Annotated in this window: 21 protein-coding genes, 2 pseudogenes and 1 riboswitch; of the genes and pseudogenes, 12 read left to right on the top strand and 11 right to left on the bottom strand. The window is 71.2% G+C overall.

The annotated features are described in order from the left end of the window. Positions 1–7: 7 nt before the first annotated feature. Entirely contained in the window at positions 8–481 is a 474-nt protein-coding gene (locus ABVB68_RS14905; protein WP_353601468.1) for a GntR family transcriptional regulator, read from the bottom strand. Positions 482–1,040: 559 nt separating this feature from the next. On the opposite strand from ABVB68_RS14905, the gene ABVB68_RS14900 reads away from it, so the two are divergent. Next, complete coding sequence (locus tag ABVB68_RS14900; protein WP_353601466.1) at positions 1,041–1,760, top strand: hypothetical protein; 720 nt, start codon at positions 1,041–1,043, stop codon at positions 1,758–1,760. Positions 1,761–1,881: 121 nt separating this feature from the next. Continuing rightward, positions 1,882–2,571 (top strand): hypothetical protein, encoded by a 690-nt coding sequence (locus ABVB68_RS14895; protein WP_353601465.1) that lies wholly within the window; start codon positions 1,882–1,884, stop codon positions 2,569–2,571. 573 nt (positions 2,572–3,144) lie between these two features. On the opposite strand, the gene ABVB68_RS14890 is transcribed toward ABVB68_RS14895, so the two are convergent. From ABVB68_RS14890 to ABVB68_RS14875, 4 genes and pseudogenes are all read right to left on the bottom strand, one after another. Then, a complete protein-coding gene (locus ABVB68_RS14890) occupies positions 3,145–3,555 on the bottom strand; it encodes a tyrosine-type recombinase/integrase (RefSeq protein WP_353601464.1) in 411 nt (136 codons plus the stop codon). Then, on the bottom strand, positions 3,552–4,205 hold the full coding sequence (locus tag ABVB68_RS14885; protein WP_353601463.1) for a class I SAM-dependent methyltransferase: 654 nt from the start codon (positions 4,203–4,205) through the stop codon (positions 3,552–3,554). Before ABVB68_RS14885 ends, ABVB68_RS14890 begins: the two co-directional genes overlap by 4 nt. 35 nt (positions 4,206–4,240) lie before the next feature. Then, positions 4,241–4,400 (bottom strand): annotated as a pseudogene (locus tag ABVB68_RS14880) (IS256 family transposase); the annotation flags it as partial. A gap of 128 nt (positions 4,401–4,528) precedes the next feature. Continuing rightward, positions 4,529–4,885 (bottom strand): ArsR/SmtB family transcription factor, encoded by a 357-nt coding sequence (locus ABVB68_RS14875; RefSeq protein ID WP_353601462.1) that lies wholly within the window; start codon positions 4,883–4,885, stop codon positions 4,529–4,531. Between the two features lie 475 nt (positions 4,886–5,360). Beyond that, positions 5,361–5,551, top strand: a riboswitch (cobalamin riboswitch). A 27-nt stretch (positions 5,552–5,578) separates the two neighbouring features. On the opposite strand from ABVB68_RS14875, the gene nicT reads away from it, so the two are divergent. The 3 genes from nicT (at position 5,579) to ABVB68_RS14860 (ending at position 11,831) form a co-directional block, all read left to right on the top strand. Next, a complete protein-coding gene (gene nicT, locus ABVB68_RS14870) occupies positions 5,579–6,736 on the top strand; it encodes a Nickel transporter NicT (protein WP_353601461.1) in 1,158 nt (385 codons plus the stop codon). Between the two features lie 238 nt (positions 6,737–6,974). After that, positions 6,975–7,868, top strand: coding sequence for a glycosyltransferase family 2 protein (locus ABVB68_RS14865; RefSeq protein WP_353601537.1), 894 nt, complete (start codon positions 6,975–6,977; stop codon positions 7,866–7,868). A gap of 435 nt (positions 7,869–8,303) precedes the next feature. Then, on the top strand, positions 8,304–11,831 hold the full coding sequence (locus tag ABVB68_RS14860) for an AfsR/SARP family transcriptional regulator (RefSeq protein WP_353601460.1): 3,528 nt from the start codon (positions 8,304–8,306) through the stop codon (positions 11,829–11,831). A gap of 190 nt (positions 11,832–12,021) precedes the next feature. Here the strand turns inward: ABVB68_RS14860 and ABVB68_RS14855 are convergent, their stop codons facing one another. After that, positions 12,022–13,719 carry a bifunctional 3'-5' exonuclease/DNA polymerase gene (locus ABVB68_RS14855; RefSeq protein WP_353601459.1) on the bottom strand — a complete coding sequence of 566 codons (1,698 nt, stop codon included), beginning with the start codon at positions 13,717–13,719 and terminating at the stop codon, positions 12,022–12,024. Between the two features lie 348 nt (positions 13,720–14,067). On the opposite strand from ABVB68_RS14855, the gene ABVB68_RS14850 reads away from it, so the two are divergent. Further along, a complete protein-coding gene (locus ABVB68_RS14850; RefSeq protein WP_353601458.1) occupies positions 14,068–15,177 on the top strand; it encodes a DUF2786 domain-containing protein in 1,110 nt (369 codons plus the stop codon). Between the two features lie 13 nt (positions 15,178–15,190). Here ABVB68_RS14850 and ABVB68_RS14845 read toward each other — a convergent pair whose 3' ends face one another. Then, complete coding sequence (locus ABVB68_RS14845) at positions 15,191–15,700, bottom strand: DUF4232 domain-containing protein (RefSeq protein WP_353601457.1); 510 nt, start codon at positions 15,698–15,700, stop codon at positions 15,191–15,193. Between the two features lie 421 nt (positions 15,701–16,121). Continuing rightward, positions 16,122–16,583 carry a hypothetical protein gene (locus tag ABVB68_RS14840; protein ID WP_353601456.1) on the bottom strand — a complete coding sequence of 154 codons (462 nt, stop codon included), beginning with the start codon at positions 16,581–16,583 and terminating at the stop codon, positions 16,122–16,124. An 846-nt stretch (positions 16,584–17,429) separates the two neighbouring features. Between ABVB68_RS14840 and ABVB68_RS14835 the strand changes: the two genes are divergently transcribed. Further along, entirely contained in the window at positions 17,430–17,648 is a 219-nt protein-coding gene (locus tag ABVB68_RS14835; RefSeq protein WP_221509208.1) for a DUF397 domain-containing protein, read from the top strand. 99 nt (positions 17,649–17,747) lie between these two features. On the opposite strand, the gene ABVB68_RS14830 is transcribed toward ABVB68_RS14835, so the two are convergent. Then, entirely contained in the window at positions 17,748–18,248 is a 501-nt protein-coding gene (locus ABVB68_RS14830) for an ATP-binding protein (RefSeq protein WP_353601455.1), read from the bottom strand. A 333-nt stretch (positions 18,249–18,581) separates the two neighbouring features. On the opposite strand from ABVB68_RS14830, the gene ABVB68_RS14825 reads away from it, so the two are divergent. From ABVB68_RS14825 to ABVB68_RS14810, 4 genes and pseudogenes are all read left to right on the top strand, one after another. Beyond that, entirely contained in the window at positions 18,582–19,418 is an 837-nt protein-coding gene (locus tag ABVB68_RS14825; RefSeq protein ID WP_503006128.1) for a Sco1979 family transcriptional regulator, read from the top strand. 69 nt (positions 19,419–19,487) lie between these two features. Then, on the top strand, positions 19,488–20,948 hold the full coding sequence (locus tag ABVB68_RS14820; RefSeq protein ID WP_353601454.1) for an aldehyde dehydrogenase family protein: 1,461 nt from the start codon (positions 19,488–19,490) through the stop codon (positions 20,946–20,948). Positions 20,949–21,247: 299 nt separating this feature from the next. Next, positions 21,248–21,787, top strand: coding sequence for a DinB family protein (locus tag ABVB68_RS14815; RefSeq protein WP_353601453.1), 540 nt, complete (start codon positions 21,248–21,250; stop codon positions 21,785–21,787). A 24-nt stretch (positions 21,788–21,811) separates the two neighbouring features. After that, positions 21,812–21,944, top strand: a pseudogene (locus ABVB68_RS14810) (PadR family transcriptional regulator); the annotation flags it as partial. A gap of 121 nt (positions 21,945–22,065) precedes the next feature. Here the strand turns inward: ABVB68_RS14810 and gad are convergent. Together gad and ABVB68_RS14800 are read right to left on the bottom strand one after the other, a co-directional pair. Then, positions 22,066–23,472 (bottom strand): glutamate decarboxylase, encoded by a 1,407-nt coding sequence (gene gad / locus ABVB68_RS14805; RefSeq protein ID WP_353601452.1) that lies wholly within the window; start codon positions 23,470–23,472, stop codon positions 22,066–22,068. A 25-nt stretch (positions 23,473–23,497) separates the two neighbouring features. Then, complete coding sequence (locus ABVB68_RS14800; RefSeq protein WP_353601451.1) at positions 23,498–24,784, bottom strand: ion channel protein; 1,287 nt, start codon at positions 24,782–24,784, stop codon at positions 23,498–23,500. 112 nt (positions 24,785–24,896) lie between these two features. On the opposite strand from ABVB68_RS14800, the gene ABVB68_RS14795 reads away from it, so the two are divergent. Then, entirely contained in the window at positions 24,897–25,673 is a 777-nt protein-coding gene (locus ABVB68_RS14795) for a MerR family transcriptional regulator (RefSeq protein ID WP_353601450.1), read from the top strand. Positions 25,674–25,748 lie beyond the last annotated feature (75 nt).

Below are 25,748 nucleotides of genomic sequence, written 5' to 3'. Positions count from 1 at the left end.
GCCTACCTTACGAATCGGAGCGGGGCGGCGGGAGAGCGCGAACGATGCGTGGCTTGCCCGGCTGCGACTCCAGGAGACCGCGCCCCTGAAGCTGAGCCAGGGCGTCCCGTACCGCGACGCGAGAGACGTTGAAGCGCTCGCAGAGTTTCGCTTCCGACAGGAACGGCTCACCCACGGTGGTCTCCGCGCGCATCATGTCCTCGATGCGTTCCGCAAGGGTCCGCCGGTCGGAACCCGGTACGGCTCGCCGCCAGCCGGCGCCATGTTGGGCTTCGATCAGCCCTTCCTCTTTGAGCGCGCGCAGCGCACGGCGGATGGTGCCGCGCGATACGTCGTACTGCGCGATCAATTCGTTCTCGGATGGCAGCCGCTCCGGGGCGCCATCTTCGTTCAGGGTGGTGCGCAGAGCGTCAGCGATCACCAGATAGGTACCGCGCGGGCTTGGCTCGGCCACTCTCTCCCCCTCGTCCTTCAACGCCACATTGCCAGGGTGACACACCACCCGAGTCCGCCTGCCGTACCGCGTTCTGGCAGCGTGTGGGCCATACGAGGGTCAGCGAGTCCTCAGATGAGACTGGTATGGCATCTGACCTGCCGAACTAGGTGAAAGCTCTGCGGTCTTGAGCCGTCGGGTTCCCAGCGCGGTAGGCCTTCCTCCTCTCGACGCTGTTCCCCGACTGAGGGATCACGGCACCGAGTGGCGGGTCGGCACCCCGAGTGCATGGAGCAAACGCGCCTTCGAATCAGAAGGTTGCGGGTTCGAACCCCGCCGAGTGCACACAGGTGAGAGGCCCCCGGAGAGATCCGGGGGCCTCTTGCGTCGTGCCGCACAGCAGCGAAGTACAGCAACTGTGTCAGCGGGTGCCGCGTCGCGTCGGACTGCCTGCCGATGGGAGCCCATGGGCGGAACATGAGTCGATCAGCGCGTGCGCGGACGCAAGGAAAGTGCCTCCGTCCAGGTACCGGTCAGCACTGGGATGAAGGTCTGTCAGGTTAGGCGGAACCCACCCCTTCGGGCACCCAAGCTGCCACCATGAAGCATGGAATACGGCCACTTTGACTACGCCTCAGCTCCCCATCTCTTCCTCTACAGGCGAGGGGTCGGCCCGTTGCAGATGGCATGGGATACCAACGTACTCATTGACTATTTGAACTTCGGCAACGCTTTGTGGAATGGCCATGATCTTGATATAGACGACCCGGAATATGCCAAGCAGGTACATGCAATAGGTCGCATCATGGACCCGCATTATTGTTTCTGGGATATTAGGATACACCTCTTTGATGAAATCCTAAACGACGCGAAGCGCGCACTCTGTATTGAACGGAGGAGTCGCAGAGAGCATGCCCTTGAACGCTTCGCTCGCGCTCTAATGTACGTAGAATGGGGCGAGGGTGATGAAAATGAGGAGGGGAGCCTAATGGGAGAGGGGTGGGAAAGTGAGCATGGCCAGGAACCGCTCTTTGAAATCGAACCCTCGGCGCAAACTCCTATTCCTGAATACCAGAGCCTACTTGCTGCACTACCCAATGGTCATGACCGCATCCTCGTCAAGGAAGCGGTTGATCGCGACATGCACGTGTTTTTGACTCAAGACAAGGGGATTTTAAGGGCCGCGCCCTTCGCGCGTCGACTGGGGCTGCTGATAGTCAAACCGAACGACTTTCTCCAGCTCTTCGAGGGGGCCGGGATCTCGCCAATGCAATTTCCTGCACCTGACCTCGCGCGCATTTCTAAGGTGATTCAAGCCCTACCTTAGCGGGACGATGCCTGGTGCGACAATGCGGCCAGTCCATTGTCTTTTACGGCCAGCGTCCGTAGCTCGCACCAGGTCGGCGCAAGCATCCGACCATCTCTAAACCACAAATACTGGGGGGAAAATGATTCCTGCCTTCAATTATGAACCCGAAGCTGAGATACCTCAGCAAGCAACCTTCTGGCTGCCTACAGAGGATGACATCCCCGACGATGAAGGGATTGGCGGTTTCCGAGGCGTGTGGATGATCCTCAATGAGCCGCCGGAGTTCACGCGGCGTGTCGTGCAGAAGGAGATTGAGTATATTTCGCTGGTCGATCGAGTGGCAACGACCGTCGATGAGTACGAGCTGGCCGCCACTGTCATCGAAAATGGAGAATTCGGCACTGGGGTGCCCGACCACCTTCTCTCCCGAATCAGGGATGGGGCGCCAGAGCTTCTTGAGCTGGCCGAGGATGACGAATATCCACTCCAAGGACTAGAACTCGGGGTGGCGGGCGTTTCCTACAGCCTTTCCACCATTGGGGCTGTCCCGGTGGCGAGTTGTCGGGGGCACTCGGGGGGGTGGTCCGAAATACCTGTAGTCTGTGTCGCCATTGATGAGCAGAGGTGTCGGTGGATTCAACCCCTGGTCGAGGCAGCCGGTTGCGGATTTCACATGAGTGTCGGGAGGGAAGACTTTCTGATGATCGATGCACCCTCGATCCGGCACATGAATCAGCTTGCACAAGCCGTTCTCTCTCGATTCAACGGCCGTGCCGAATTGTTCGACAGATGGCTAGACCTAGAAGTTATCGATAACCGCTACGGCTGAGCGGAGAGTGCTCAGTGGCCACTTGGGCGCAGAGGGAACGCTCCGGCCGCCGATCGTGATCGGCACGGTGTCGCTGCTGGCGGCAGTTGCGTGCATCCCCGCGGACGCGATCCCCAAACCTGACAGAGCGGTTGGGCAGACTCGTGCGGAGGTGGACAGGCGTAAGGCTGCGCGAGCGGTTGCGTTCCTCATGAGCGAGCCCGAACCCGATCACGAGGGAGGGGATCGGCTCTGTGACGGCAGCTCGCTAGCGGTCTCACTTGTGGTCTCGATTGCCAAAGGTTCCGCACTTGTCCCCTCCCATCCATCGCGGTCCCGAAAGGTAGCTGACCTGGGATTCCATACCCGTGTGGACGCTCGCGGACCAAGATCGGACAACTCGTAATGCGTAGGTCTCGGGTTCGAATCCCGAAAGCGGCTCCATGAGAAAGGCCCAGGTCAGCACCTCTGACCTGGGCCTTCTTCGGTTCCATGATCGGTATGCGGTCCAGCCCGCCGCTCCCTCAGGCGGAAAAACGGGCCGGATGGGTCCGAGACGGGTCCGAGACGGAGCCCAGTGGGACTGGTGGCCTGTCAGGCGACCCGGCGGCGCTGCCGCTTCAACGCCCTTTGGGGCGGCCGTGGAGTTCTCGGGCCGGGCCGGCTGCACCTGGTAGTTACCGTCGCCTCGGCCGGGGCGTGCCCGAGCTGCGCCGCCTGCTCGGCCTTCCGGTGGGCGGTGACGAGGTCCAGGGACGCCGGAGCCGTCGCCGCGTGCATCTCGGGCAGGACGGTCTGGTAGGTGTCGCTCGTCATCCGCAGGGAGGCGTGCCCGAGCATCGCCTGCAGGGCCTTCGGGGCGACGCCGGCGGCCAAGGCCAGGCTTGCGGCCTCGTGGCGGCCGTCGTGGAGTCGGACCGGCGGGAGCCCGGACAGCTCCACCAGCCGGTCCCACCGGTCGGTGGAGAACTGCGGGTGGTACCTGTGGATCCGAGCTGCGTTCACGCCGATGTGGGCTTGCGGGCGAGGATCTGGATCCCCGTTGACTCGTGGCCGTTCATGGTGGACACCGTGATGGTCCGGGTGTCGATGGTCTGGAAGCCGGCGAGCAGGGTGGAGAACCACTCGCGGGGGTGGTGGCGGCAGACCGCACCGTCGCCGGTTTCGAACACGCCATAGCTGCCGTAGTGATCGGCATGGCGGCCGTAACGGCTGCGGTTGCGTTCGTCGTCCTGCAGCAGAAGATCGCTGATGTAGAGGACTCCGCCGGGCTTGAGGATGCGGTTCAGCTCGGCGATCAACCGGTGCTGGGCTTCATCGCCGGGAATGCAGGTCAGCACGGCGAAGAGCAGGACTGCGTCGAAGCCTGCGTCTGGGCAGGGCGAGGCCGGTGGTGCATCGAGGGCGGCGAAACGCATGGTGGGGTGCAGGCTGCGCGCCCGACTGATCATGGCCGGTGAGGCGTCGACGCCCGTGAGGTCGCCGAAGCCGCGCTGTTCGAGCTCCTTCATGATGCGGCCGTAGCCGCATCCGTAGTCGAGGATCGCGGCGTGCCTGCTGATCCCGTCGAGCCAGGGCAGATGGAGTGGGTGGGTGAAGGTCTTGGTGGCCGCGGCGGCATCCCAGTAGGGAACCTGGCTGTCGAGGTCGGACATGGCAGATGCCTCTCTGGGTGCTTGGCTGAAGCCGGTCATGCTGCCAGGGCGGCGGGGCGTTCGACGAGCTGGCCGCGCTCGAAGTGGGCTCCGGCACGGACGAGCGACGAGGTGCGGGGCGTTCACGGCCCGCCACCGCTGCTGGGCGGACCCGACGCGCTTGAAGACCATGGCCAGGGCGGCGGTGCGGGAGCCGGCGGAACTGCTCCAGCGCGGGCACGAAGTCGCCGGAGGACAGTCCGTGCAGGTAGAGGGCTTCAGCCTCCAGCGCGGCGGCCGGCATTGTAGACGTCGCGGGCCGCCGGCTGGCCGCGGCCTTGCCGTCAGCCGGGTGGGCCGCAGTGGCTCAGCAGGGCGCGGACCGGTCCGTCGACGAGCCGGTAGCGCACGACGCGGCCGTGTTTCTGGCCCTCCACGATGCCCGCGGTGCGCAGCAGGCGCAGCGCCTGGGAGACGGCCGTGTCCCGCATGCCCGTGGCGAGGGCGAGGTCGGTGACCGCGATGGGGCCGGCCGCGTGCAGCGCGAGCAGGAGTGACAGGCGTCCGGGGTCGGAGAGCAGCGAGAAGCGGTGCGCCCAGGCCCGTACCCGCTCCGGCTCGCCGACGGCGGCGATGGCGTCACAGACCCGATGTCCGTCGATGGTGCGCTGCCCGGCACGTTCCGCGGGGACCAGATGCATGGCCGCATCTTCGCAGGATCCCGCCTCCGTGGCTGCACGGCGGCCCACATCCGCCGACTGCCGTCCTCCTCCGCCGCCGTGTGCTCAGTCGTCCTGTCCCTCCGCTGTCCGCCACCGTGTGCTCGGTCGCCGTGTCCGTCCTCCGCCGTCACCGTGTGCTCAGTCGTCCTGTCCGTCCGCCGGCCGTCACCGTGTGCTCGGTGGCCGTCACCGTGTGCTCGGTGGCCACGACCGCCCGTCTGCCGTCCCAGTCATCCGTCTGCCGTCCCGGCCGTCCGTCCGCCGTCCCCGCTCTGCCCTCCCCGCCATCCGTCTGCCGTCCCGGCCGTCCGCCTGCCGTCCCCGCTCTGCCCTCCCCGCCATCCGTCTGCGGTCCCGCTCTGTCGTCCCGCTCTGTCGTCCCGGTCTGCCGTCCCATCTGTCGAGTCGTCATATCTGCTCAGCTGTGCAGCCTTGCAGCTGTCACCGTCGCCTCCTAGGGTGATCAGGCCGTGGTGTTCGGGAAGACCGGTGACGGCCCCTCAGGGGCCCAGGCCGGAGCGGCCCTCGCCACTGTGATCGGGAAGTTCCCGCCCCCTACGGACGCCACTGGCCACACAGCCGGGAAGGCAGGGGCGGGCGCGTCGACCCGTCAGCCAGGAGACCGGCCACGGCATCACGAAGCTGATCCACGAGGTGCTGGAGCGTGACCGTATGACCGTGTCCGAAGGCGTGCCCGAAGGTGTGTCCGGAGGTGTGTCGGGAGGTGTCCCCGACGGCGGGCCGGGAGCCGGCGCCGCGGTGTCCTTCCGCTGGCGCCGTGAGGACACCGTCCGCACCGCCGGGCTCCTCGCCGTGATCGTCGCCCTGCACGTGGCCGCGTTCGGCATCCTGTTCCTGCTGGTGATACCGCAGCACTACGAGGTCGGCACCAAGGCGTTCGGCGTCGGCCTGGGTGTCACGGCGTACACGCTCGGCATGCGGCACGCCTTCGACGCGGACCACATCGCGGCGATCGACAACACCACCCGCAAGCTGATGGCCGACGGCAAGCGGCCGGTGTCGGTGGGCTTCTGGTTCGCGCTGGGGCACTCCAGCGTGGTGGTCGTCATGGCCGCGCTGGTCGCCGGCGGCGCCAAGCTGGCCGGCACCCTGATGAACGACGGATCCCGCACCCACCAGGTCCTCGGCACCGTCGGCACCACCGTCTCCGGCGGCTTCCTGTACCTCATCGCCGCCCTCAACCTCGCCGCGCTCTTCGGCATCGTGCGCGTCTTCAGGGCGATGCGCGCCGGCCGCTACGACGAGGCGGAGCTGGAGGCCCACCTCGACTCGCGCGGCTTCATGAACCGTCTGCTGGGCCGGCTCACCAGGTCCATCCGGCGCCCGGGGCAGATGTTCCCGCTGGGCTTCCTCTTCGGCATCGGCTTCGACACCACGACGGAGGTCCTGCTGCTCGCCCTGGCCGGCAACGGTGCCGCCGCCGGACTCCCGTGGTACGCCGTGCTGTGCCTGCCGCTGCTGTTCGCGGCCGGCATGAGCCTGTTCGACACCCTCGACGGCACGTTCATGAACTTCGCCTACCAGTGGGCCTTCTCCAACCCGGTGCGGAAGGTGTTCTACAACCTCACCATCACCGGCCTGTCCATCGCCGTGGCCTTCTTCGTCGGCACGATCGAACTGGTCGGCGTCCTGCACGACAAACTCGGTCTGCACGACGGCGTCACGGACTGGATCGCGGCCCTGGACCTGGACAACGTCGGCTACGTCATCGTCGGTCTGTTCGTGGTCGTCTGGGCCGTCGCCATCGCCTACTGGCGTCTCGGCAGGGTCGAGGAACGGTGGACGGCCCGCGCCGCCGACGGGAGCTGAAGGGTGCCGCCGGCCGGGCGCCACGGCCGGCACACCGGCCGTGGCCGACCTGTGTGGCACGCCGCTCCCGGCGGTTCCCGAGCCTGAGGGCCCTCGGCCATGCACAAAAGCGGAGCAAAGGTGCGGCAAAGTGAACCGGAGTCCGATGAACTCGGCGGGCTGAGGCAACATCTTGGTGAACGGCAGGCACCGCGCGGTCGAGGCGTGGTGCCGCCGCCGGCCGGACGGGGTGAGGGACGTGGTGGAGCCGAGGATCGCCGTCGCCGTGGTGACCATGGGCAACCGGCCCGCCGAGGTCGACGCCCTGCTGGAGTCCGTGGCCAAGCAGGACCTCGCCCCGGCCCGCATCGTGATCGTCGGCAACGGCTGCCGGCTGCCCGAGTTCGCGCGCCGGCTGTCCCTGCCCGGCGAGGTCACCACCGTCGACGTGGCGGAGAACCTCGGCTGCCCGGGTGGCCGTAACGTCGCCCTGTCCCGGCTGCGGGAGTTCGGGGACGTCGACGTCGTGGTGGAACTGGACGACGACGGGCTGCTCGTCGACGCCGACGTCCTGCGGCGGGTACGGGACCTGTACGCCGCCGAGCCCCGCCTCGGCATCGTCGGCTTCCGCATCGCCGACGAGCACGGCGAGACGCAGCAGCGGCACGTGCCCCGGCTGGGGAAGCCGGATCCGATGCGCGGGGGGTACGTCACCGGGTTCCTCGGCGGCGGGCACGCCCTGTGCATGGCGATGCTGGCCGAGACCGGGGACTGGCCCGCCGAGTTCTTCTTCGCGCACGAGGAGACCGACCTGGCCTGGCGGGCCGCCGACGCCGGCTGGGCCATCCGCTACGTCCCCGAGCTGCTGCTCCGGCATCCCAAGACCTCACCGGCCCGGCACGCCGTCTACTACCGGGTCAACGCCCGCAACCGCGTCTGGCTCGTGCGGCGCCGGCTGCCCCTGCCGCTTGTCCCGCTGCACCTGGGGGTGTGGACGCTGCTCACGCTGGCCCGTACCCGCTCGGCGGCCGGGCTGAGGGCGTGGTTCGGCGGGTTCCTGGAGGGGGTGCGCGAGCCGGCCGGCGAACGGCGGCCGATGCGCTGGCGCACGGTGTGGCGGCTCACCCGGCTGGGACGTCCGCCGGTGATCTGAGCGGTGCGGTGCGCGGGGCCGTCACGGCTCTGCGGCCGGACAGGAGGAACGGGACGGAGCCCCGGTCGTTCACCTCCGCCGACCGGGGCCCCTCTGTGTCCCCGGATCCAGCCTGCGGCGACACTCCCCCGAGTTACGCGACTTACGCGCGCGCCGTCGGACCGGATCCGATGAAATGATCACATCAGGACTCGCCAACGGATCGCTAACATGTGGCCAACGGTTCGTCGGCGGGTAGGAGGCCGGATGGCCGGAAGTCGCCCGGTGGCACCGGAACAGGCCGTGGGACAGGCGGTTTCGCAGCCCGAGCGGTCGACGGAAGGTGGCGGGAAACCGCTGCGACAGGGCGGGATCCCGCCAAAGAGCGACGGGCACGGGCCCGGCGTCCAAGCACGGCCGGTGACGGCCGCACAGGGAAGGCAGTGAGGCGGCGAGATGCGGCGGTACGAGCTGCGGTTCGGACTGCTGGGACCGCCGGTCCTCTACGACCGACCGCCGTACGGTATCTCGGACAACACCGTCCACGTCCCCGACGACCACCCCGACGACGGCGTCCGTTCCATCGGCAGCCCCAAGGTGCGCGCCCTGCTCGCCGCACTGCTGCTGGAACCCGGCCGCGTCGTGTCGGTCGAGTCGCTGAAGGACGCCCTGTGGGGCGGGATGCCGCCCGTCTCCGCCCAGGCCTCCCTGCACAACCACGTCACCCGGCTGCGCCGCCTGCTGGACGACCCCGACCGGCTCAGGGCCGTACCCCCGGGATATCTCCTGCGCGTCGACCACGGCGAGCTGGACGTGCACGTCTTCGACGCGCGGGTCGGCGAGGCGCGCGGGGCGCACGCCGCGCGGCAGTGGCCGGCCGTCGTACGCGCCTGTACGTCCGCGCTCGCGCTGTGGCGCGGCACCCCGCTCAGCGGACTTCCCGCCGACCTCGGCGGCTACGCCCTGGTGCAGCGCCTGGAGGAGGCGCGGCTGCTGCTGTTGGAGTGGTGCTACGACGCCGAACTCGCCCTGGGCGGCGCCCGTGTGGCCGCGCTCGTCCCCGAACTGGCCGCGCTCGTCGCCGAGTATCCGCTGCGCGAGGCCTACCACCGCCAGCTCATGCTCGCCCTGCACCGCACCGGCCGGCAGGCCGAGGCCCTGGCCGTCCACCGCGACCTGCGGGCCCGCCTGGTGGACGAACTCGGTGTCGAGCCCGGCCCGGCCGTCCGCGAAGCGCATGCCGAGGTACTGCGTGGGAGCGGCGAGGAGCGGCGGCGGAACGAGGGTGGCGGTGACCGGCGGCGCGTCACGAAGGACGCGGAACGGCCGGCGCCGGACGGCCGGTCGGGCGCGGCCGGTGCCGAGTCGCCCCCCGCCTCGCCGCGTGAAGCCGGCTCCGCCGTACGGCAGACCCCGCGCCCGGCCCAGCTGCCGGCTCCTCCGGCGCACTTCACCGGTCGCGCGGAAGTGCGCCGGGAGCTGCGCGGGGCGCTGACCGGGTCACCCCCGCCTGCCCTCACCGTCGCCGTGATCAGCGGTATGGCGGGCGTCGGCAAGAGCGCGTTGGCCCTGCATGTGGCGCATGAACTGCGGGAACGTTTCACTGACGGTCAGCTCTACGTCAATCTGCACGGCGCCACCCCCGGCATGCCCCCGCTCACCGCCGCGCAGGCACTCGCGGCACTGCTCCGAGACCTCGGGACCGAACCGCGCAACATCCCCGAACACCCGGACGCCGCCTCGGCGTTGCTGCGCTCACTGCTGGCGCCCGCGCGCCTACTGCTGGTGCTGGACGACGCGGCCAACGCGGCCCAGGTGCGGCCGCTGCTGCCGGCCGGGCCGGGCTGTGCCGTGATCGTCACCAGTCGTTCGCCGCTGACCGCCCTCGACGGCGCCCGGCGCTTCCCGCTCGGTCCACTGACCAGCGAGGACAGTGCGGCCCTGCTGCGTGCGGTGAGCGGGCGCGAGGGGTTGGGGGCCGGGCACGCCCTGGTCGAGCTGACCGGCCGGCTCCCGCTCGCGCTGCGCGTGGTCGCCGCCCGGCTCGCCGCCCGGCGCGCGCTCACCCCCGACGTACTGGCGGGCCAACTCACCGCCACCGAGGGACGTCTGCACCACCTGGAGTACGACGACCTGAGCGTCCGGCGTTCTCTGGCCGTCGCCCATGACGCGCTCGCCGCCGCGGACCGCGAGGTCGACCGGGACGCGGCCCTCGCGCTGCGGCACATCGGCGCGCTCGACCTTCCTGTCTACGGCGCCCCGCTGATCGCCCGGCTCACCGGCACCGACGAGCGCCGCGCCGAGGCCGCGCTGGACCGTCTCGTCGACGTCGCCCTGCTGGAGGAGACGGCGTTCGGCCGCTACGCCCCGCACGACCTGGTCCGCGACTTCGCCCGTGAACTGGCCGACACGGCAGCGCGGAGCACCGGCGCCCGCACCGGAGGGTCCCCGGCGGCCCCGGCCCCGGACCGCACCCCACCCGACGGCACGGCCCGCACCCACGCCCCGGACCCGAGCGAAGACTCCACCGGGGCCCCCGCCACACGCCCCGCGCCCGATACCTCTGCCCCAGGTACGCCCGTGCCCGGCACTTCTGCCTCAGCTACGCCCGCGTCCGGCAGCTCTGCCCCAGATACGCCCTCGTCCGGCAGCTCGGCCCCAGGTACGCCCGCGCCCGGCGCTTCTGCCTCAGGTGCACCTGCGCCCGGCGCACACGAGCCCGGTGCCTCTGCGTCAGGCCTGCCCACGTCCGGCGGCTCCACCCCCTGCGCCTCCGCTCCAGGTACGCCCACCTCCGGCGCCCCCGAGGCGGGCACCGGTGCCGCCGGCCCCGGCGAAACCGGCGGTACGGCCGCCGCCGATCTGGCCGCCCTCCGCTGGTACGCCGCCGTCGCCGACCGGTTGCTGGCGGCGATCGCCGAGCCGGGTTTCGACCACGACGACCGGCGCCGGCCGACCGCCGCGCAGCCGCCCGAGCACGCCGAGGACGTCGCCGCCCTGCCCTTCTTCGAGTCCGCCGAGGCGGCCCTGGCCTGGAGCGAGGCGGAGGTGGAGAACATCGTCACCCTGGTGGAGCGCAACGCGGGCACGGCCGACGTACGGCGGTCCGCCCACCTCTCCACGCTCGGGCGGCTGCTCTTCCCGTACGTGCAGCGCAGCGGACGGGTCGCCGAGATGGAGGTGCTGGGTCGGGCCGCGCTCGGGGCGGCACGGCAACTCGGAGACGCGGCGGCCGAGGCGTACGCGCTGGGGGACCTGGCGGCCCTGCACTTCCTGACCGGGCAGCAGGGCGACGCCCTCGCCCTCACCGACCAGGCCCTGGCGATCTGGCGACGGCTCGGCAGGAGCGCCGGGATCAGGCGCTGCCTGAACAACCGCGGGCTGCTGCTGGAGGGGCTCGGGCGATACGAGGAGTCGGCGCAGGCGCTGAGGCAGAGCCTGTCGTATTCGCGCCAGCTGAACGATCCGTACGGCCAGGCCGTCACCCACAGCCACCTCGGGAACCTCTACGAGCACACCGACCCGCGTGCCGCCATCGACCAGCACCGGCGCTCGCTGGCGCTGGGGAACACGATCGGCGCGGTCATCGTGCAGCACTCGGCGCACTGCAACATCGGCTACGCCCACCTCGCCCTCGGCGAAGCGGCCGCCGGCGCCCGGCACTTCGAGGAGAGTCTGCGGATCCTCGGTGTCCACGGCGACTGGCACGGCGAATCCCAGACCCGGCTCGGTCTGGTCCGGGCACTGCGGGAGCTGGGGGACGGCGAACGGGCGGCCGCCGAGTGCGCCGAGCTGCTGCGCCGGGCCGATGCCCGCGCCGACCGCTACGTCGGCGGCCTGGCCCGCCACCAGCAGGGGCTGCTGCTGCGCGAAGAGGGGCGAGACGCGGAGGCGTACGCTGCCTGGCGCTCGGCGCTCGTGGCGCTGGCCGCTACGGACGAACAGACGGTCGTGACGGAGCTACGGCAACTCCTCACCGACTGAGCGGCCCACCGACGGCGACGTGCCCTGCGCCGGAACGGCTGTGCGTCCGTGTCGTGGGGGAGTGGGCCCCGGCGGTTGCTCACGCGCCGGGCCGGGCCCGGCGTCCGACTCGGCGTGGGCACGGTGCCGTGTCCTCGCCGTGGTGACGCGGGCCGGCGGCCGCCGGCCACTGAGCGGCCCCGGCCACCGCCTACTTGGCGTCGGCATAGCACTCCACCACCGCCGTCGTGAACGGGAACCGCACCGGCGTCTCGCCGAAGGTGAGGCGCCCGGCGAGGGTGGCGCACTCGCGGATGGCCCAGGCGACGGTGTCGGCCTCCTCGGCGGGGCAGTGCACGATCACCTCGTCGTGCTGGAAGAACACCAGTTCGGCCTGGAGATCCGCGCAGGCCCGGCGCAGTGCGGCGAGCAGCAGCAGCGCCCAGTCGGCGGCGCTGCCCTGCACGACGAAGTTCCGGGCGAAGCGGCCACGCGCACGCGAGTCGACCGATGCGTAGCCCGGCAGCCACCCCTGGCGGTCGGTGTGCCCCTCCGTGCCGTCATCCCCGACCGGGATCCCGGCCTCCTCCGCCGCGTCCTCACCGGAGCCGGCCGCCGGCGGGCAGGTGCGCCCCAGCCAGGTGCGGACCAGCCGGCCCTCCTCACCCGCGCGTGCCGCGTCGTCGACGTAGGCCACGGCCTTCGGGAAGCGGCGGCGCAGCGCGGCGAGGTTCTTCAGGCCGTCGCCGGAGGTCTGGCCGTAGACCGCGCCGAGCACGGCGAGCTTGGCCTGGTTCCGGTCGCCGGAGAAGGCGCGGTCGGAGACGGACTGGTACAGGTCGCTCTCGCGGCCGGCCACCTCCATCAGGCCGGGGTCGCGGGAGATGGCGGCCAGCACGCGCGGCTCCATCTGGTCGGCGTCGGCCACCACCAGCCGCCAGCCGGGGTCGGCCACCACGGCCCGCCGGATCACCTTGGGAATCTGCAGGGCGCCCCCGCCATTGGTCACCCAGCGCCCGGTGACCGTGCCCCCGGCGAGGAACTCGGGGCGGAAGCGGCCCTCGCGCACCCAGTCCTGCAGCCAGGACCAGCCGTGTGCCACCCAGATGCGGTACAGCTTCTTGTACTCCAGCAGCGGCTCGACGGCCGGGTGGTCGACGGACCGGATCTCCCAGCGGCGGGTGGACTTCACCTTGATCCCGGCCTGCGCGAAGGCCTTGATCACGTCGGCGGGCAGGTCCGGCCGCACCCGGCGGCCGAACGCGGCGGAGACCTCGTCCGCCAGCTCGGCGAGGCGGCGCGGCTCGCCGCCGCCCGCGTACCGCTCGCCGAGCAGGTCGTGCAGCAGTTCGCGGTGGACGTCGGCGCTCCAGGGCAGACCCGAGCGGTTCATCTCGGCGGCCACCAGCATCCCGGCCGACTCCGCGGCCGTCAGCAGCCGCATCCGGTCGGGGTGGGCGGTCCGCCGGTGGCGCTGCTGCTGGTCGGCGTAGACCGCGAGGAGGTCGTCGAGGGGAAGACGCGTGCCGGCCGGCTCGAACAGCGGTGGCTGCGCGCCCGGTTCGGCGGCCCGCTGCGGTGGGTCGGGGGGCACGGGGCCGCCGCGGAGGCGGGCCAGGGCCGCGGCGGCCGAGCGTGGCTCGCCGTACCGCCCCTCGTGGCCCAGCAGGAGTGTCTCGGCGTCCTCGATGTCGTAGCACCGCTCCACTCGCACCCCCGTGGCGAGCAGACGCGGGTAGACCTCGGGGGTGGACCGCCACACCCAGCGCGTCACCTCCGGGCGGCTCCGCACCGCCTGGGCGAGATCGCTCTCCCGCCGCACCGGCCCGGCGGGCAGCCCGTCCGGGCCGAGGGGGGCGACGTCCACGCCACCGTCCTCGGCCGGTTCGAGTGCCCACCGGTCGGTCATGACAACGAGTGTGGCAGCCGGCTCTGACAATGGCCCTGACCTGGACTTTCAGTCCTCCGAGAGGACCGTGGAGCTTCGGTCCTCGCTGAGGGCCGTGGAGCTTCAGGTCCCCGGTGGGTCCGTGGAGGTTCAGCCCTCCGTGGGGTCCGTGTTCGACCCCCTCGGCCTCTGGACACCCTCGGCTTCCGGACCCCCTTGGCTTTCTGGGCCCCCCGGCCTCTCGATCCCCGGCCTTTCGAGGGCCGGAGGAGTCGCCCGCATGAGCCGGCGTCCGCATCCGGCAGAAGTTGTCCACAGGCTGTGGACAGATTGTGCCCGCTGTCGGCCGGGCGTGGCACGATCGACGGCGTGACCAGCACTGCCAGTACCGTCGAACGGGCCTTCCGGGCCGCCCTCTACGACGACACCGACACCGGCCTCGACACGGGCGCCTCCCTGCTCGCCGCCGACACCGCCGCGGACGCCGAACTCGCCCTGCGCGGCCAGGAGTTCGTGGCGGCGGCCTGGCGGCGCGGCTGGCAGCCCGCCGACGTCGTGCGGCTGGTGCGGCGCGAGCTGGACGAGGCGCACATACGCCTGGCCGCGGCCCTGATCCGGGCGCAGGCCGGGCGCGACCGCGCGCGCGGGCGCCGCTGGGCCGCCCAGCTGGAGGCGCTGCCCGCGGATCCGGTCACCGGCGCCGACCGCTTCTCGCACGCCACGGCCGTCCTGGAGCTGTACCGCCTGCTGCTGCGCCTGCCCACCCTGGAACCGCTGCAGGACGAGTCGCGGCGCGCGCCCGGCCCGGGCGCCTCCCGCATGCTCGGCCGGATCCGCGCGCTGCTCGCCAAGGCCGAGGCGACCGGCTACCCGGAGGAGGCGGAGGCGCTCAGTGCCAAGGCGCAGGAGCTGATGGCCCGGCACAGCGTCGACGAGGCCCTGCTCGCCGCCGGGGCGCCCGCCCCGGACGCCCCCGGCGCCTGCCGGATCGGGGTCGAGCCGCCGTACGAACAGGCCAAGGCGGTCCTGCTGGACGCCGTGGCCACAGCGAACCACTGCCGCGCGGTGTGGAACGAACCGCTGGGCTTCTCCACGGTCGTCGGTTTCGAGGCGGACCTGGAGGCCGTCGAACTGCTCTACACCTCGCTCCTGGTGCAGGCCACGCACGCGATGGCCAAGGCGGAGGCGGCCCAGAGAGCCGGCGGGCGGAAGCGGACCAAGACGTTCCGGCAGTCGTTCCTCGCCGCGTACGCCCATCGCGTCGGCGACCGGCTCGCGGCCGCCGCCGAGACCCAGGTCACCCAGGACCTGCTGCCGGTGCTGGCCACCCGCGCGGTGGCCGTCACCGGCCGGCTGGAGCAGTTGTTCCCGGAGACCACCACCACCCGGCTGCGCGGCGTGAGCGACGCGGCGGGCTGGACGGAGGGCATGGCGGCGGCCGACCGGGCCCAGGTCGAGAGCCGGCACCGGCTGCCCTGAGCCGCGGGCGGCCTCAGTCCCCGACCTGCTGGAAGGCGCTGACGCCGGCGTCCGGCTCGGCACCCTTGAGGGCGATGGGGCCGTAGGACCACGGGAAGCTGCGGGTGGCGGCGGAGCCCGGCAGGGTGATCTTCACCGTCTTCGCCGCCAGGCTGCTCCTGTCGGCCGCCTTGCCGCGCACGTAGGTGATGGTGAAGGAGGCCGAGTCCCCCTTGGCGAGCTTCAGCTGCTGGGCCTTGGCGCCCTTGAGGACGGGCACCTTGTGCTCGGTGCCGTCGGCGCTCACCACGGCGCCGGGGAAGCCGTCCAGGGTGCAGGGGGTGCTCTGGTTGGTGATGCTGACGGGCACCTCCCCGGTGTCGCCGGCGGCCGGGGCCACGCTCGCCGACCCGATCTGCAGCGAAACCCCGCCGATCTCGCAGGCCGAGCTGTTCTTGTTGCCGCTGCCGCCTCCGCCGTCGTCGCAGGCGGTGAGCAGCAGGGCGGCTGCGAGGGCGGTGACGGTGAGCGGAAAGGCGCGCATGTGGTCCCCATCGAGTCGTGACGGTGCCCCTGCATCATCCCGCCTGCGCACCGGACTCCGCCTCCCGCCCCTCCCGAACGATCACTCCGGCCGCCCTTCCGGACCGCCGCGCCGGGAGCCCCCGGGCCGCCGGCGGCCGCATCGGACGCCCGAGGAGGACCGCCACATCGGGTGACGCCGAGCACCGTCTCTCGGGTGACGCCGAGCACCGTCGCTCGGGTGGCGCCCGAGCACCGTCGCTCGGATGACGCAGAGGACCGCCGCATCGGGTGGCGCGGAGCACGGTCGCTCGGGTGGCGCGGAGAACCGCCGAGTCGTCGTCGCCGGACCGGCTGTGCCGGGGTGGTCCACGCACCGGTGTCCGGCGTACCGCGGTGCAGCGGCGCCAGGTGCCCCGGGGCCGGCGCGCCGGGGCGCTACGTCACCGCTGCGGCCCGGTCGGCAGCCCCGACGGCAGCTTGCCGCCTTCCGCCCTGGTGTACGTCTCCTGCCCGAGCTTGCCCGACCAGGTCACCTTCATGGTCTTGCCGTCCACCGAGTCGACCATGCCGGTGCCCCGGTCCTTGCTGCCGTCGGTGCAGGTCAGATGGATCATCCGCATGCCGGCCTCGGTGCCCGCGGTGCCACTGCACACGGTCCCGCCGGTCGCGAAGACCCCGGCCTTCTTCCCGGTCACCACCAGGGCCACGACCTTGCCGCCCGCGGTGGTGACCCAGCTGCCCTGGAGCTGTTCCGAGGAACCGGTCACGGCCGGGGAGCCGCTGGCCGACGTCGGTGCCGCCGTGGGGCTGGTCGAGGAGGAGGCGTCCTCAGAGCCGCCGCCGCTGCACGCCGTCAGCGCCAGTGCGCCCGCCAGTCCCGCGGCCAGGGCCGCGCTCCGCACTCTCGCACTCGCACAAGTCACCGGAAAGCTCCCAAGCTGTAGCGGCCGGCCGCCCACGGCCGGACGGCCCGCAGCAAGCTACCAGCAGCGGTTCCCCGCCGGACTTCCGCACGCCGGGCAGGCTCCGGGCAACGGCAACGGCAACGGCGACGGCAACGGCGACGGCAACGGCGACGGCAACGGCAACGGCGACGGCAACGGCGACGGCAGGGGCAACGGCACGGCAACGGCACGGGCAACCGCAGCCGCGGCGGCGGTGGGGGCGCGGGGCGCGGGGCGCCCACGACGGTAACCACGACCGCGACCACGACCACGACCACGACCGCGGACGACCACGACGGTGACCACGACCACGACCGCGGACGACCACGACGGTAACCACGACCACGACGGCGACCACGACCGCGGACGACCACGACGGCGACCACGACGGCAACCGGCCCCGGGCGGACGCCCCGACGGGCGGACGCCCCGACCGGCGGCTGCCGATCCGGCCAATCCCATGGACCGGACCATCCACCGGAACCCTGGAACAGGAACGGCGCGGTATGCGTCTCTTCCTAGTACGCGAGGGCTTCGATCCGGCCGTCCCGGTTCGGCGACGGCGCGGGTGATCATGAACGGGGGCCGGCTAGGACGTGTCCTTCCTGCTCCGGAGTAAAGCTGTAACCGCGGTACCACCCCCCGTGCACGTGCATCTGCTCAAGCAGCTGCACGTGAACGGGGCTATGATCCGGATCAGTTGACTACAGCATCCATGGCCACACCAGCCAGTGCACCAGCGGGGAGCGACCTGTGGACCGCGACGCTGACGGCGTTTACGGGGGGTACGACGTGTACAACGGCATGGCTGCCACGCAGCTGGACGGAGTGGCCTGGCAGAAGAGCAGACACAGCAACTCGCAGGGTTCCTGCGTGGAGTTCGCGCGGCTGCCGGGCGGTGAGGTCGCCGTACGCAACTCGCGTTTCCCGGACGGCCCCGCGCTCGTCTACACGCGCGCGGAGATCGAGGCGATGCTCCTCGGCATCAAGGACGGCGAGTTCGACCATCTCATAGCGAGCTGACCGCCGGCTCCGGGGGACGCCGTGGCAACGATGTCCATGGCGCCCGAGAGCGGGCGGTGACGCGCGTAGAAACCCCGCGTCGCTCGGAGCGGCTACGCGTCAGCCGGCCGGTGCGAGCCGGAACATGGCCCAGACGACCTTGCCGTCGAGGGTGCCCGCCAGCGGATGCCAGCCCCAGCCGTCGGCGAAGGAGTCGACCAGGAACAGGCCCCGGCCCGACTCGGCGGAGAAGTCGTCCGAGTCGCGCGGTACCGGGGTCTCGTGGCTCGGGTCGCGCACCGCGCACACCAGTCGCTCGGTCCAGCGCACCAGATGCAGCCGCACGGACCCGCTGTGCTCGCCGCAGCGGCCGCACTGATCGGCGGGCACGGCGTGCCGCAGGGCGTTGGTGACGAGTTCGGAGACGACGAGGCATATGTCGTCGAAGCGGTCGCCGACGTCCCACTTGCCGAGCGTGTCGCGGGTGAAGCGCCGGGCCTCGCCCACCGCCTCGTAACGGGCGGGCAGGGCACAGGAGGCGGCATCGGACGCGGCCGTGGGGTCCAGAGGCGGAAGGCCCTGCCGTAACGGCTTGAGCATGGTCGATCCATTCGTCCCCATGCGAGGCACTCCCGGAATTCGCGGTCGTTGCGATGCAGCGGTGGCGCGGCACCATGGTTTCGGAAGCGCAGAGCAGATGCAAGGGCAGATGCACGTGCACGTGACCGAAATAGCCCTTCCCGTACCACTTCTTGGCCATTTTTTCTGCCATCTTCGCCGCGGTTTCAGTCAGTGGTCTTGACCTTTCCCCGGTCGTGACCAGCCAGAAACGGCCGACCTCTTTCCGTTTCCGTAACCGTACGAGTACTGCTCGAAGTGTTTTAGTGGCAGACTGCGGCACCTGAAGACGGGTTGGGGAGGCTGGCGAACGTGAGCGCGGGAGAGCCCGGATCGGTGGTGCGGCGGATGCTGCTCGGCTCGCAACTCAGGCGACTGCGGGAAGCGCGCGGGATCACGCGCGAGGCCGCGGGATACTCGATCCGCGCCTCCGAGTCGAAGATCAGCCGTATGGAGCTGGGCCGGGTGAGCTTCAAGACCAGAGACGTGGAAGACCTGCTGACGCTGTACGGCATCACCGACGGGACCGAGCGCGAGTCGCTGCTCTCCCTGGCCCGTGAGGCCAACGTGGCCGGCTGGTGGCACAGTTACACCGACGTCCTGCCCAGCTGGTTCCCCACCTACGTCGGCCTGGAGGGCGCGGCCTCGCTGATCCGCGCCTACGAGGTGCAGTTCGTGCACGGCCTGCTGCAGACCGAGGAGTACGCCCGCGCGGTCGTCCGGCGCGGTATGAAGGGCGCGAGCAACGCGGACGTGGAGCGGCGGGTCGCCCTGCGCCTGGAGCGCCAGAGGTACCTGCTCGCCGACAACGCCCCGGAGTTCCACATCGTCCTGGACGAGGCGGCCCTGCGCCGCCCCTACGGCGACCGCGACGTGATGCGCGGCCAGTTCCAGCACCTGATCGACATCTCCGAGCGGCCCAACGTGCGGCTGCAGATCATGCCGTTCGGCTTCGGCGGTCACTCCGGCGAGAGCGGCGCCTTCACCATCCTCAGCTTCCCCGACGCCGATCTGTCCGACGTGGTCTACCTGGAGCAGCTGACCAGCGCCCTGTACCTGGACAAGCGCGAGGACGTCGCCCAGTACGAGCAGGCCCTCAAGGAGCTCCAGCAGGACAGCCCCGGCCCCGGCGAGAGTCGCGATCTGCTCCGGGGTCTTCTCCAACTCTCTTGATACGCAAGTACGATGACGTGTGATCAGACGTGGCGTCGATCTGGCCTCCGCTAGCGATTGAGGGATCACATGTCGTCCTACTTCACCGACCTGGCCCAGCAGTACATCGACGGCGAGTGGCGTCCGGGCAGCGGCTCCTGGGACGTGATCGACTTCAACCCCTACGACGACGAGAAGCTGGCCTCGATCACGGTGGCCACGGTCGACGAGGTGGACCAGGCCTACCGGGCCGCCGAGCGCGCCCAGAAGAAGTGGGCCGAGACCAACCCCTACACCCGGCGTGCGGTCTTCGAGCGGGCGCTGCGCCTGATAGAGGACCGCGAGCAGGAGATAGCCGACCTGATCATCGCGGAACTGGGCGGCACGCGCGTCAAGGCGGGTTTCGAGCTGCACCTGGCCAAGGAGTTCCTGCGCGAGTCGATCCACCTCGCGCTGCGCCCCGAAGGCAGGATCCTGCCCTCTCCCACCGACGGCAAGGAGAACCGCGTCTACCGGGTGCCGGTCGGCGTCGTGGGCGTGATCAGCCCCTTCAACTTCCCGTTCCTGCTGTCGCTGAAGTCGGTCGCGCCGGCGCTCGCGCTCGGCAACGCCGTGGTCCTGAAGCCGCACCAGAACACCCCGATCGCCGGCGGCACCCTGCTCGCCAGGATCTTCGAGGAGGCCGGGCTGCCCGGCGGCCTGCTCAACGTCGTCGTCACCGACATCGCCGAGATCGGCGACGCCTTCATCGAGCACCCGGTCCCGAAGGTCATCTCCTTCACCGGGTCCGACACGGTCGGCCGGCACGTCGCCACCGTGTGCGCGAAGCACTTCAAGCGCTCGGTCCTCGAACTGGGCGGCAACAGCGCGCTGGTGGTGCTGGACGACGCCGACATCGACTACGCGGTGGACGCGGCGGTCTTCAGCCGGTTCGTCCACCAGGGCCAGGTCTGCATGGCCGCCAACCGGGTCCTGGTGGACCGCTCGGTGGCCGACGAGTTCACCGAGAGGTTCGTCGCCAAGGTCCGCACGCTCAAGGTCGGCGACCCGCGCGACCCGCAGACGGTCATCGGCCCGGTGATCAACTCCGCGCAGGCGAACGCCCTTTCGAGCACGGTCGAGCAGGCGATCGCCGAGGGCGCCACGGCTCTCGTGCACGGCGCCACGACCAACAACCTGGTCGAGCCCAGCGTGCTCACCGACATCCCCGCCGGTTCCGCGCTGCTCCGGCGCGAGGTCTTCGGTCCGGTGGTCTTCCTCATCCCGTTCGACGGCGAGGAGGAGGCGGTCCGGATCGTCAACGACACCCCCTACGGCCTCAGCGGCGCCGTGCACACGCGGGACATCGAGCGGGGCGTCGCCTTCGCCAGGCGGATCGACACCGGCATGTTCCACGTGAACGACGGCACCGTCCACGACGAGCCGCTCGTGCCCTTCGGCGGCGAGAAGCACTCCGGCGTCGGCCGGCTGAACGGCGAGACGACGCTGGAGGCCTTCACCACGATCAAGTGGATCTCCGTGCAGCACGGCCGCAGCGGCTTCCCGTTCTGACCCGGCGGCCCCTCCCGGCGGCCTGCCCGATCCGTATCCCGGACGGCCTCCCCGGCCGGTCTCCCGGTGACCGGCCTGCCCGACCGGTATCCCGGAGGCCCCCGTGGCCGGTGTTCCCGGACGGCCCGCGTGGCCGGTCTCCCGGCGACCGCCCCGACCGGCCTCCCGGACCGGCGTCCACGGCAGCCTTTCCGGCGAGTGGCGCCTTGCGGACAGGATCTGACCTCAATGGCCCGTAGCGTCACCGGTGTCGGGGGGGAAACAGCCCCCGGCACCGACGCGATGAAAGGCGGCAGGCCATGGTCACTCACGTGTCCGCGGAGGCGAAGGGCGACGAGCGGGGAGCGCTCCTCGCGTTCCTCGAGGAACAGCGCGGCGGCGTCCGCAGGGCCCTGCTCGGGCTGACCGAGGAGCAGGCCCGCACCCGCCCCAGCGCCAGCACGCTCTGCCTCGGCGGCCTGCTCAAGCATGTCGCCGAGGTGGAACAGAGTTGGATCGCACGGGCCCGCCAGGAACCGCCGGCGGTGCGGCGCGACGAGTCGAACTGGCACGAGACGTTCGAACTGGTCGGCGACGAGACGGTCGCCTCGCAGCTGGCCTACTGGGAGCAGGTGGCCGCCGGCACGGAGAAGTTCATCCGCTCCGCGCCGAGTCTGGACGACACCTTCCCGCTGCCGCCGGACCCCTGGTTCCCGCCGGAGGGCCGCGTCTCGGTGCGCTGGCTGTGCCTGCACCTGATCCGCGAGACGGCCCGGCACGCCGGTCACGCCGACATCATCCGCGAGTCCCTGGACGGGAAGACCGCGTTCGAGCTGGTGGCCCTGGAGCAGGCGGGATAGCCGTACGGCAATGACCTGGACCGCATGTCGGCGATCCGTCTCCACGTGCTGGGCGCGGTCCGCCGGCACGGGCGCGCCCACGGTTACCAGGTGCGCAGCGACCTCGAGTACGGGGGCGCGCACGAATGGTCCGGCGCCGGACCGGGTTCGATCCACCCCGGGGTCCTCGCCGAGGGCCGGGAGAACCCGTACGCGACGGGGGAGCGGCACCCGGACGACCTGCACCGAGCAGGTGCGCCCGGGCCCGTCCGCCGGGGATCACCCGGCGGCCCGGGCCGTCAGTGGTGGAAGGCGGTGGCCACGCTCTTGTCGGGGACCAGCGGGTGCGGCTGCCGGCGCAGTTCCGGCAGCAGCCGGGTGAGGTCGTCCACGAACAGGTCGGCCAGGTCGTGGGAGAAGCCGTTGCGGCACACCACGCGCAGCACGGACAGGTCCTGCCGGTTCGCCGGGAAGGTGTACGCGGGCACCAGCCAGCCGGTTTCGCGCAGCCGCCGGGAGATGTCGAAGACGTCGTAGGCCGTCACGTCGTCGGCCGTGGTGAGCGCGAACACCGGCAGCTCGTCCCCGCGCGTGAGGAGCCGGAAGTCGCCGAGCGCCTCGATCCGCCCGGCGAGCGAGGTCGCCACGTCCCGCGTCGTCTGCTGAACCGCCCGAAAGCCCTGGCGGCCCAGCCGCAGGAACGTGTAGTACTGCGCCACCACCTGGGCGCCGGGCCGGGAGAAGTTGAGCGCGAACGTCGGCATGTCCCCGCCCAGGTAGTTGACCCGGAAGACCAGCTCCTCGGGCAGGGCCTCCTGGTCCCGCCACAGCGCCCAGCCGACGCCCGGGTAGACCAGCCCGTACTTGTGCCCGGAGGTGTTGATCGAGGCCACGCGCGGCAGGCGGAAGTCCCAGACCAGGTCCTGGTCCAGGAAGGGCGCCACCATCGCGCCGGACGCGCCGTCCACATGGACGGGCACGTCGTGACCGGTGCGCTCCTGCAGGGCGTCCAGGGCCGCGCACAGGTCCGCGATCGGCTCGTAGGACCCGTCGAAGGTGGAGCCGAGGATCCCGACGACGCCGATGGTGTTCTCGTCGCACAGCTCCGCGGCGGCCTGCGGGTCCAGATGGAAGCGGTCGCCCTCCATGGGGACCAGCCGGGCCTCGACCTCCCAGAAGTTGCAGAACTTCTCCCAGCACACCTGGACGTTGATCCCCATGACCAGGTTCGGCCGGGCACCCGGGTAGCGGTCGGCGTTCCGCCGGGTCCAGCGCCGTTTGAGCGCCATGCCGGCCAGCATGCACGCCTCGCTCGACCCGGTGGTCGAACAGCCGACCGCGGCCGACGGGTCCGGCACGTTCCACAGATCGGCGAGCATCGCCACACAGCGCCGCTCCAGCTCGGCCGTGCGCGGGTACTCGTCCTTGTCGATCATGTTCTTGTCCCGGCACTCCCCCATCAGCACCCCTGCCTGCGGCTCCATCCAGGTGGTGACGAAGGTGGCCAGGTTCAGCCGGGCGTTGCCGTCGAGCATCAGCTCGTCGTGCACCAGCTGGTACGCCGTGGACGGCGGCAGCGGGGCGTCCGCCAGCCGGTGCCTGGGCGGGGCTTCGGTCATGCCGCCGACGGGGTTGGCCTCACCGAAGAACGGATTGACCGACACCGTCCGTTCCTCGTGCCGCGCGGAACCTTTGTGCAGGGCCATGGACGTGCCTCCAGGAGGATGAGGGTCAGCGGACAGGGGTGCCGTCCGCCCGCAGCTGCATCTGCGGACGGCCGGTCACGAGCAGCCAGGCCGGCAGCGAGGCGATGCACAGCACCGCGATGATGGCGGGCGAGGCGACCAGGACGGCGGCGGTGAACAGGCTCACCCAGCCCTGCCGGGTGATCGCCAGCAGCATGCCCAGGACGCCCGTCGCCACCCCCAGCGAGGGATGGACGGCCGGCACCAGGGCGTGGGCGCACAGGCCCAGCGCGGCACCGACGAAGACCGCGGGGAAGATCCGGCCGCCCCGGAAACCGCAGGACGCGGCGACGACCAGCGCGGCCAGTTTCACCACTGCCATCGTGGCGAACTGTCCCGCCGACCAGCCCCCGGGATCGCGGGCCAGCTCACCGACCTCCGACAGCCCCTTGAACAGCGTCAGATGCCCGCCCGCAGCCGCCAGGGCCCCGAGGACGACCCCGCCCGCCGGAAGCATCAGCAGCGGGTGCCGCAGCCGCCGGAAGCCCGCGTGGACGTGCGGGAAGGCGTAGACGGCGCACATGCCGAGCAGGGCGGCCGCCGGGGCGACCACCAGGGCGGCCGCCACGTCCTGCCAGCGCGGGTGCCCCAGGGGTGGCAGGCCCAGGTCGAAGGTCGGATGGGCCACCAGGGTGGTCGTGATCGCCCCGCACGCGCCCGCGGTCAGCGGCGCGAAGAGGTTGTCCCACAGCCGCCCGCGCATCGGCTGTCCGGCCAGCGCCTCGGAAATGACCAGCGCCGCCGCCACCGGCGTGCCGAACAGCGCGCCGATCGTCGCCGCCTCCGCCAGCACCGGCCACAGGGTGCCCGGGGTCCGGGGCATCAGGCGCCCCCCGACCCAGACCGCGAGGGCCACGTTCACCGCGATGATCGGGTTCTCCGGGCCGAGGCTCGGGCCGCCCGCCAGCATCAGCGCGGTCGCCAGCAGCAGGCCCGGCAGCACGAGTGGCGGCAGGACCGGGGCGTTCAGGCCGAGCGTGGCCGGGTCGGGACCGGCGTGGCCGGGGACCTTCCACACCACCAGCCCGACGGCGATCCCGGTCGCGACGAGCATCGCGAACATCCACAGCACCGAGTACCGGCCCACGCCGAGGGCGTCCGGCAAGGGCCCCCACAACACGTGCTGGAGCTGCTCCGCGGCCGAGCTCACCCCGACGAAGACCAGGCTCGTGGCCACCCCCACGACGGCGGCGGGCAGGATGAACGGCAGCAGCGCCCGTGCCGGTGCCGTCGAAGCGGTCGGCGGCGCCTGCTGCTCGGTCTCCTGGGCCACGGGCTCACCATAAACGGACAAAACGCACCCAACATCCCGAACGGAATCGCGCTTGCACCTCACGTGGCGTGAGGCCTCAGCCTGGTGCTCCACCGACGACAAGGAGCGGAAAGTGAGCTACTCCGTGGGAGAGGTCGCGGGGTTCGCCGGAATCACGGTGCGCACCCTGCACCACTACGACGAGATCGGCCTGCTCGCACCGGGCGAGCGCACGTACGCCGGGCACCGGCGCTACAGCGACACCGATCTCGACCGGCTCCAGCAGATCCTCTTCTACCGGGAGCTCGGCTTCCCGCTCCACGAGGTCGCGGCCCTGCTCGACGACCAGGCGACCGGAAGAGCGGACCCGCGCACGCACCTGCGCCGCCGGCACGAACTGCTGACCGCCCGGATCGAGAAGCTGCAGCGGATGGCCGCGGCCGTGGAACACGCCTTGGAGGCACGCACGATGGGCATCGATCTCACACCCGAGGAACGGTTCGAGGTCTTCGGCGGCAACGATCCCGAGCAGTACCGCGAGGAGGCCGAGCAGCGCTGGGGGGACACGGCGGCGTACGCCGAGTCACAGCGCCGCGCGTCCCGCTACACCAAGGAGGACTGGAAGCGCCTGCGGGCCGAGGCCGACGACTGGAACGAGCGGTACGTCGCCCTGCTGGCCGCGGGGGAGCCGCCGGCCGGTGAGGCCGCCGCGGATCTCGCCGAGGAACACCGGCAGCACATCTCCAGGTGGTTCTACGAGTGCCCGTACGCCATGCACCGGTGCCTCGCCGAGATGTACGTCTCCGACGAGCGCTTCACGGCGTACTACGAGGCCATGCGCCCGGGATTCGCCGGGCACCTGCGCGACGCGATCCTCGCCAACGCGGACCGGCGCACGGCCTCCGCCTGATCCCGGCCGCCGCCGCGGTCGCCGGGGCGGGGCCCAGGGGTCACCGCTCGATCCCGGGGCCCACGGGTCACCACT

The organism is Streptomyces sp. NPDC096012 (assembly GCF_040426375.1).
GTDB lineage: Bacteria > Actinomycetota > Actinomycetes > Streptomycetales > Streptomycetaceae > Streptomyces.
Note: the sequence above shows the minus strand (reverse complement) of the source record. Positions and strands in the feature narration are given on the sequence as shown.

What these genes read in the sequence shown, in the direction of transcription:
- ABVB68_RS14900 (WP_353601466.1), top strand. Translation starts at nt 1,041, where the DNA reads ATGGAATACGGCCACTTTGACTACGCCTCAGCTCCCCATCTCTTCCTC.
- ABVB68_RS14895 (WP_353601465.1), top strand. Translation starts at nt 1,882, where the DNA reads ATGATTCCTGCCTTCAATTATGAACCCGAAGCTGAGATACCTCAGCAA.
- ABVB68_RS14885 (WP_353601463.1), bottom strand. Translation starts at nt 4,205, where the DNA reads ATGTCCGACCTCGACAGCCAGGTTCCCTACTGGGATGCCGCCGCGGCC.
- ABVB68_RS14875 (WP_353601462.1), bottom strand. Translation starts at nt 4,885, where the DNA reads ATGCATCTGGTCCCCGCGGAACGTGCCGGGCAGCGCACCATCGACGGA.
- nicT (WP_353601461.1), top strand. Translation starts at nt 5,579, where the DNA reads ATGACCGTGTCCGAAGGCGTGCCCGAAGGTGTGTCCGGAGGTGTGTCG.
- ABVB68_RS14860 (WP_353601460.1), top strand. Translation starts at nt 8,304, where the DNA reads ATGCGGCGGTACGAGCTGCGGTTCGGACTGCTGGGACCGCCGGTCCTC.
- ABVB68_RS14855 (WP_353601459.1), bottom strand. Translation starts at nt 13,719, where the DNA reads ATGACCGACCGGTGGGCACTCGAACCGGCCGAGGACGGTGGCGTGGAC.
- ABVB68_RS14845 (WP_353601457.1), bottom strand. Translation starts at nt 15,700, where the DNA reads ATGCGCGCCTTTCCGCTCACCGTCACCGCCCTCGCAGCCGCCCTGCTG.
- ABVB68_RS14835 (WP_221509208.1), top strand. Translation starts at nt 17,430, where the DNA reads ATGGCTGCCACGCAGCTGGACGGAGTGGCCTGGCAGAAGAGCAGACAC.
- ABVB68_RS14830 (WP_353601455.1), bottom strand. Translation starts at nt 18,248, where the DNA reads ATGGGGACGAATGGATCGACCATGCTCAAGCCGTTACGGCAGGGCCTT.
- ABVB68_RS14820 (WP_353601454.1), top strand. Translation starts at nt 19,488, where the DNA reads ATGTCGTCCTACTTCACCGACCTGGCCCAGCAGTACATCGACGGCGAG.
- ABVB68_RS14815 (WP_353601453.1), top strand. Translation starts at nt 21,248, where the DNA reads ATGGTCACTCACGTGTCCGCGGAGGCGAAGGGCGACGAGCGGGGAGCG.
- gad (WP_353601452.1), bottom strand. Translation starts at nt 23,472, where the DNA reads ATGGCCCTGCACAAAGGTTCCGCGCGGCACGAGGAACGGACGGTGTCG.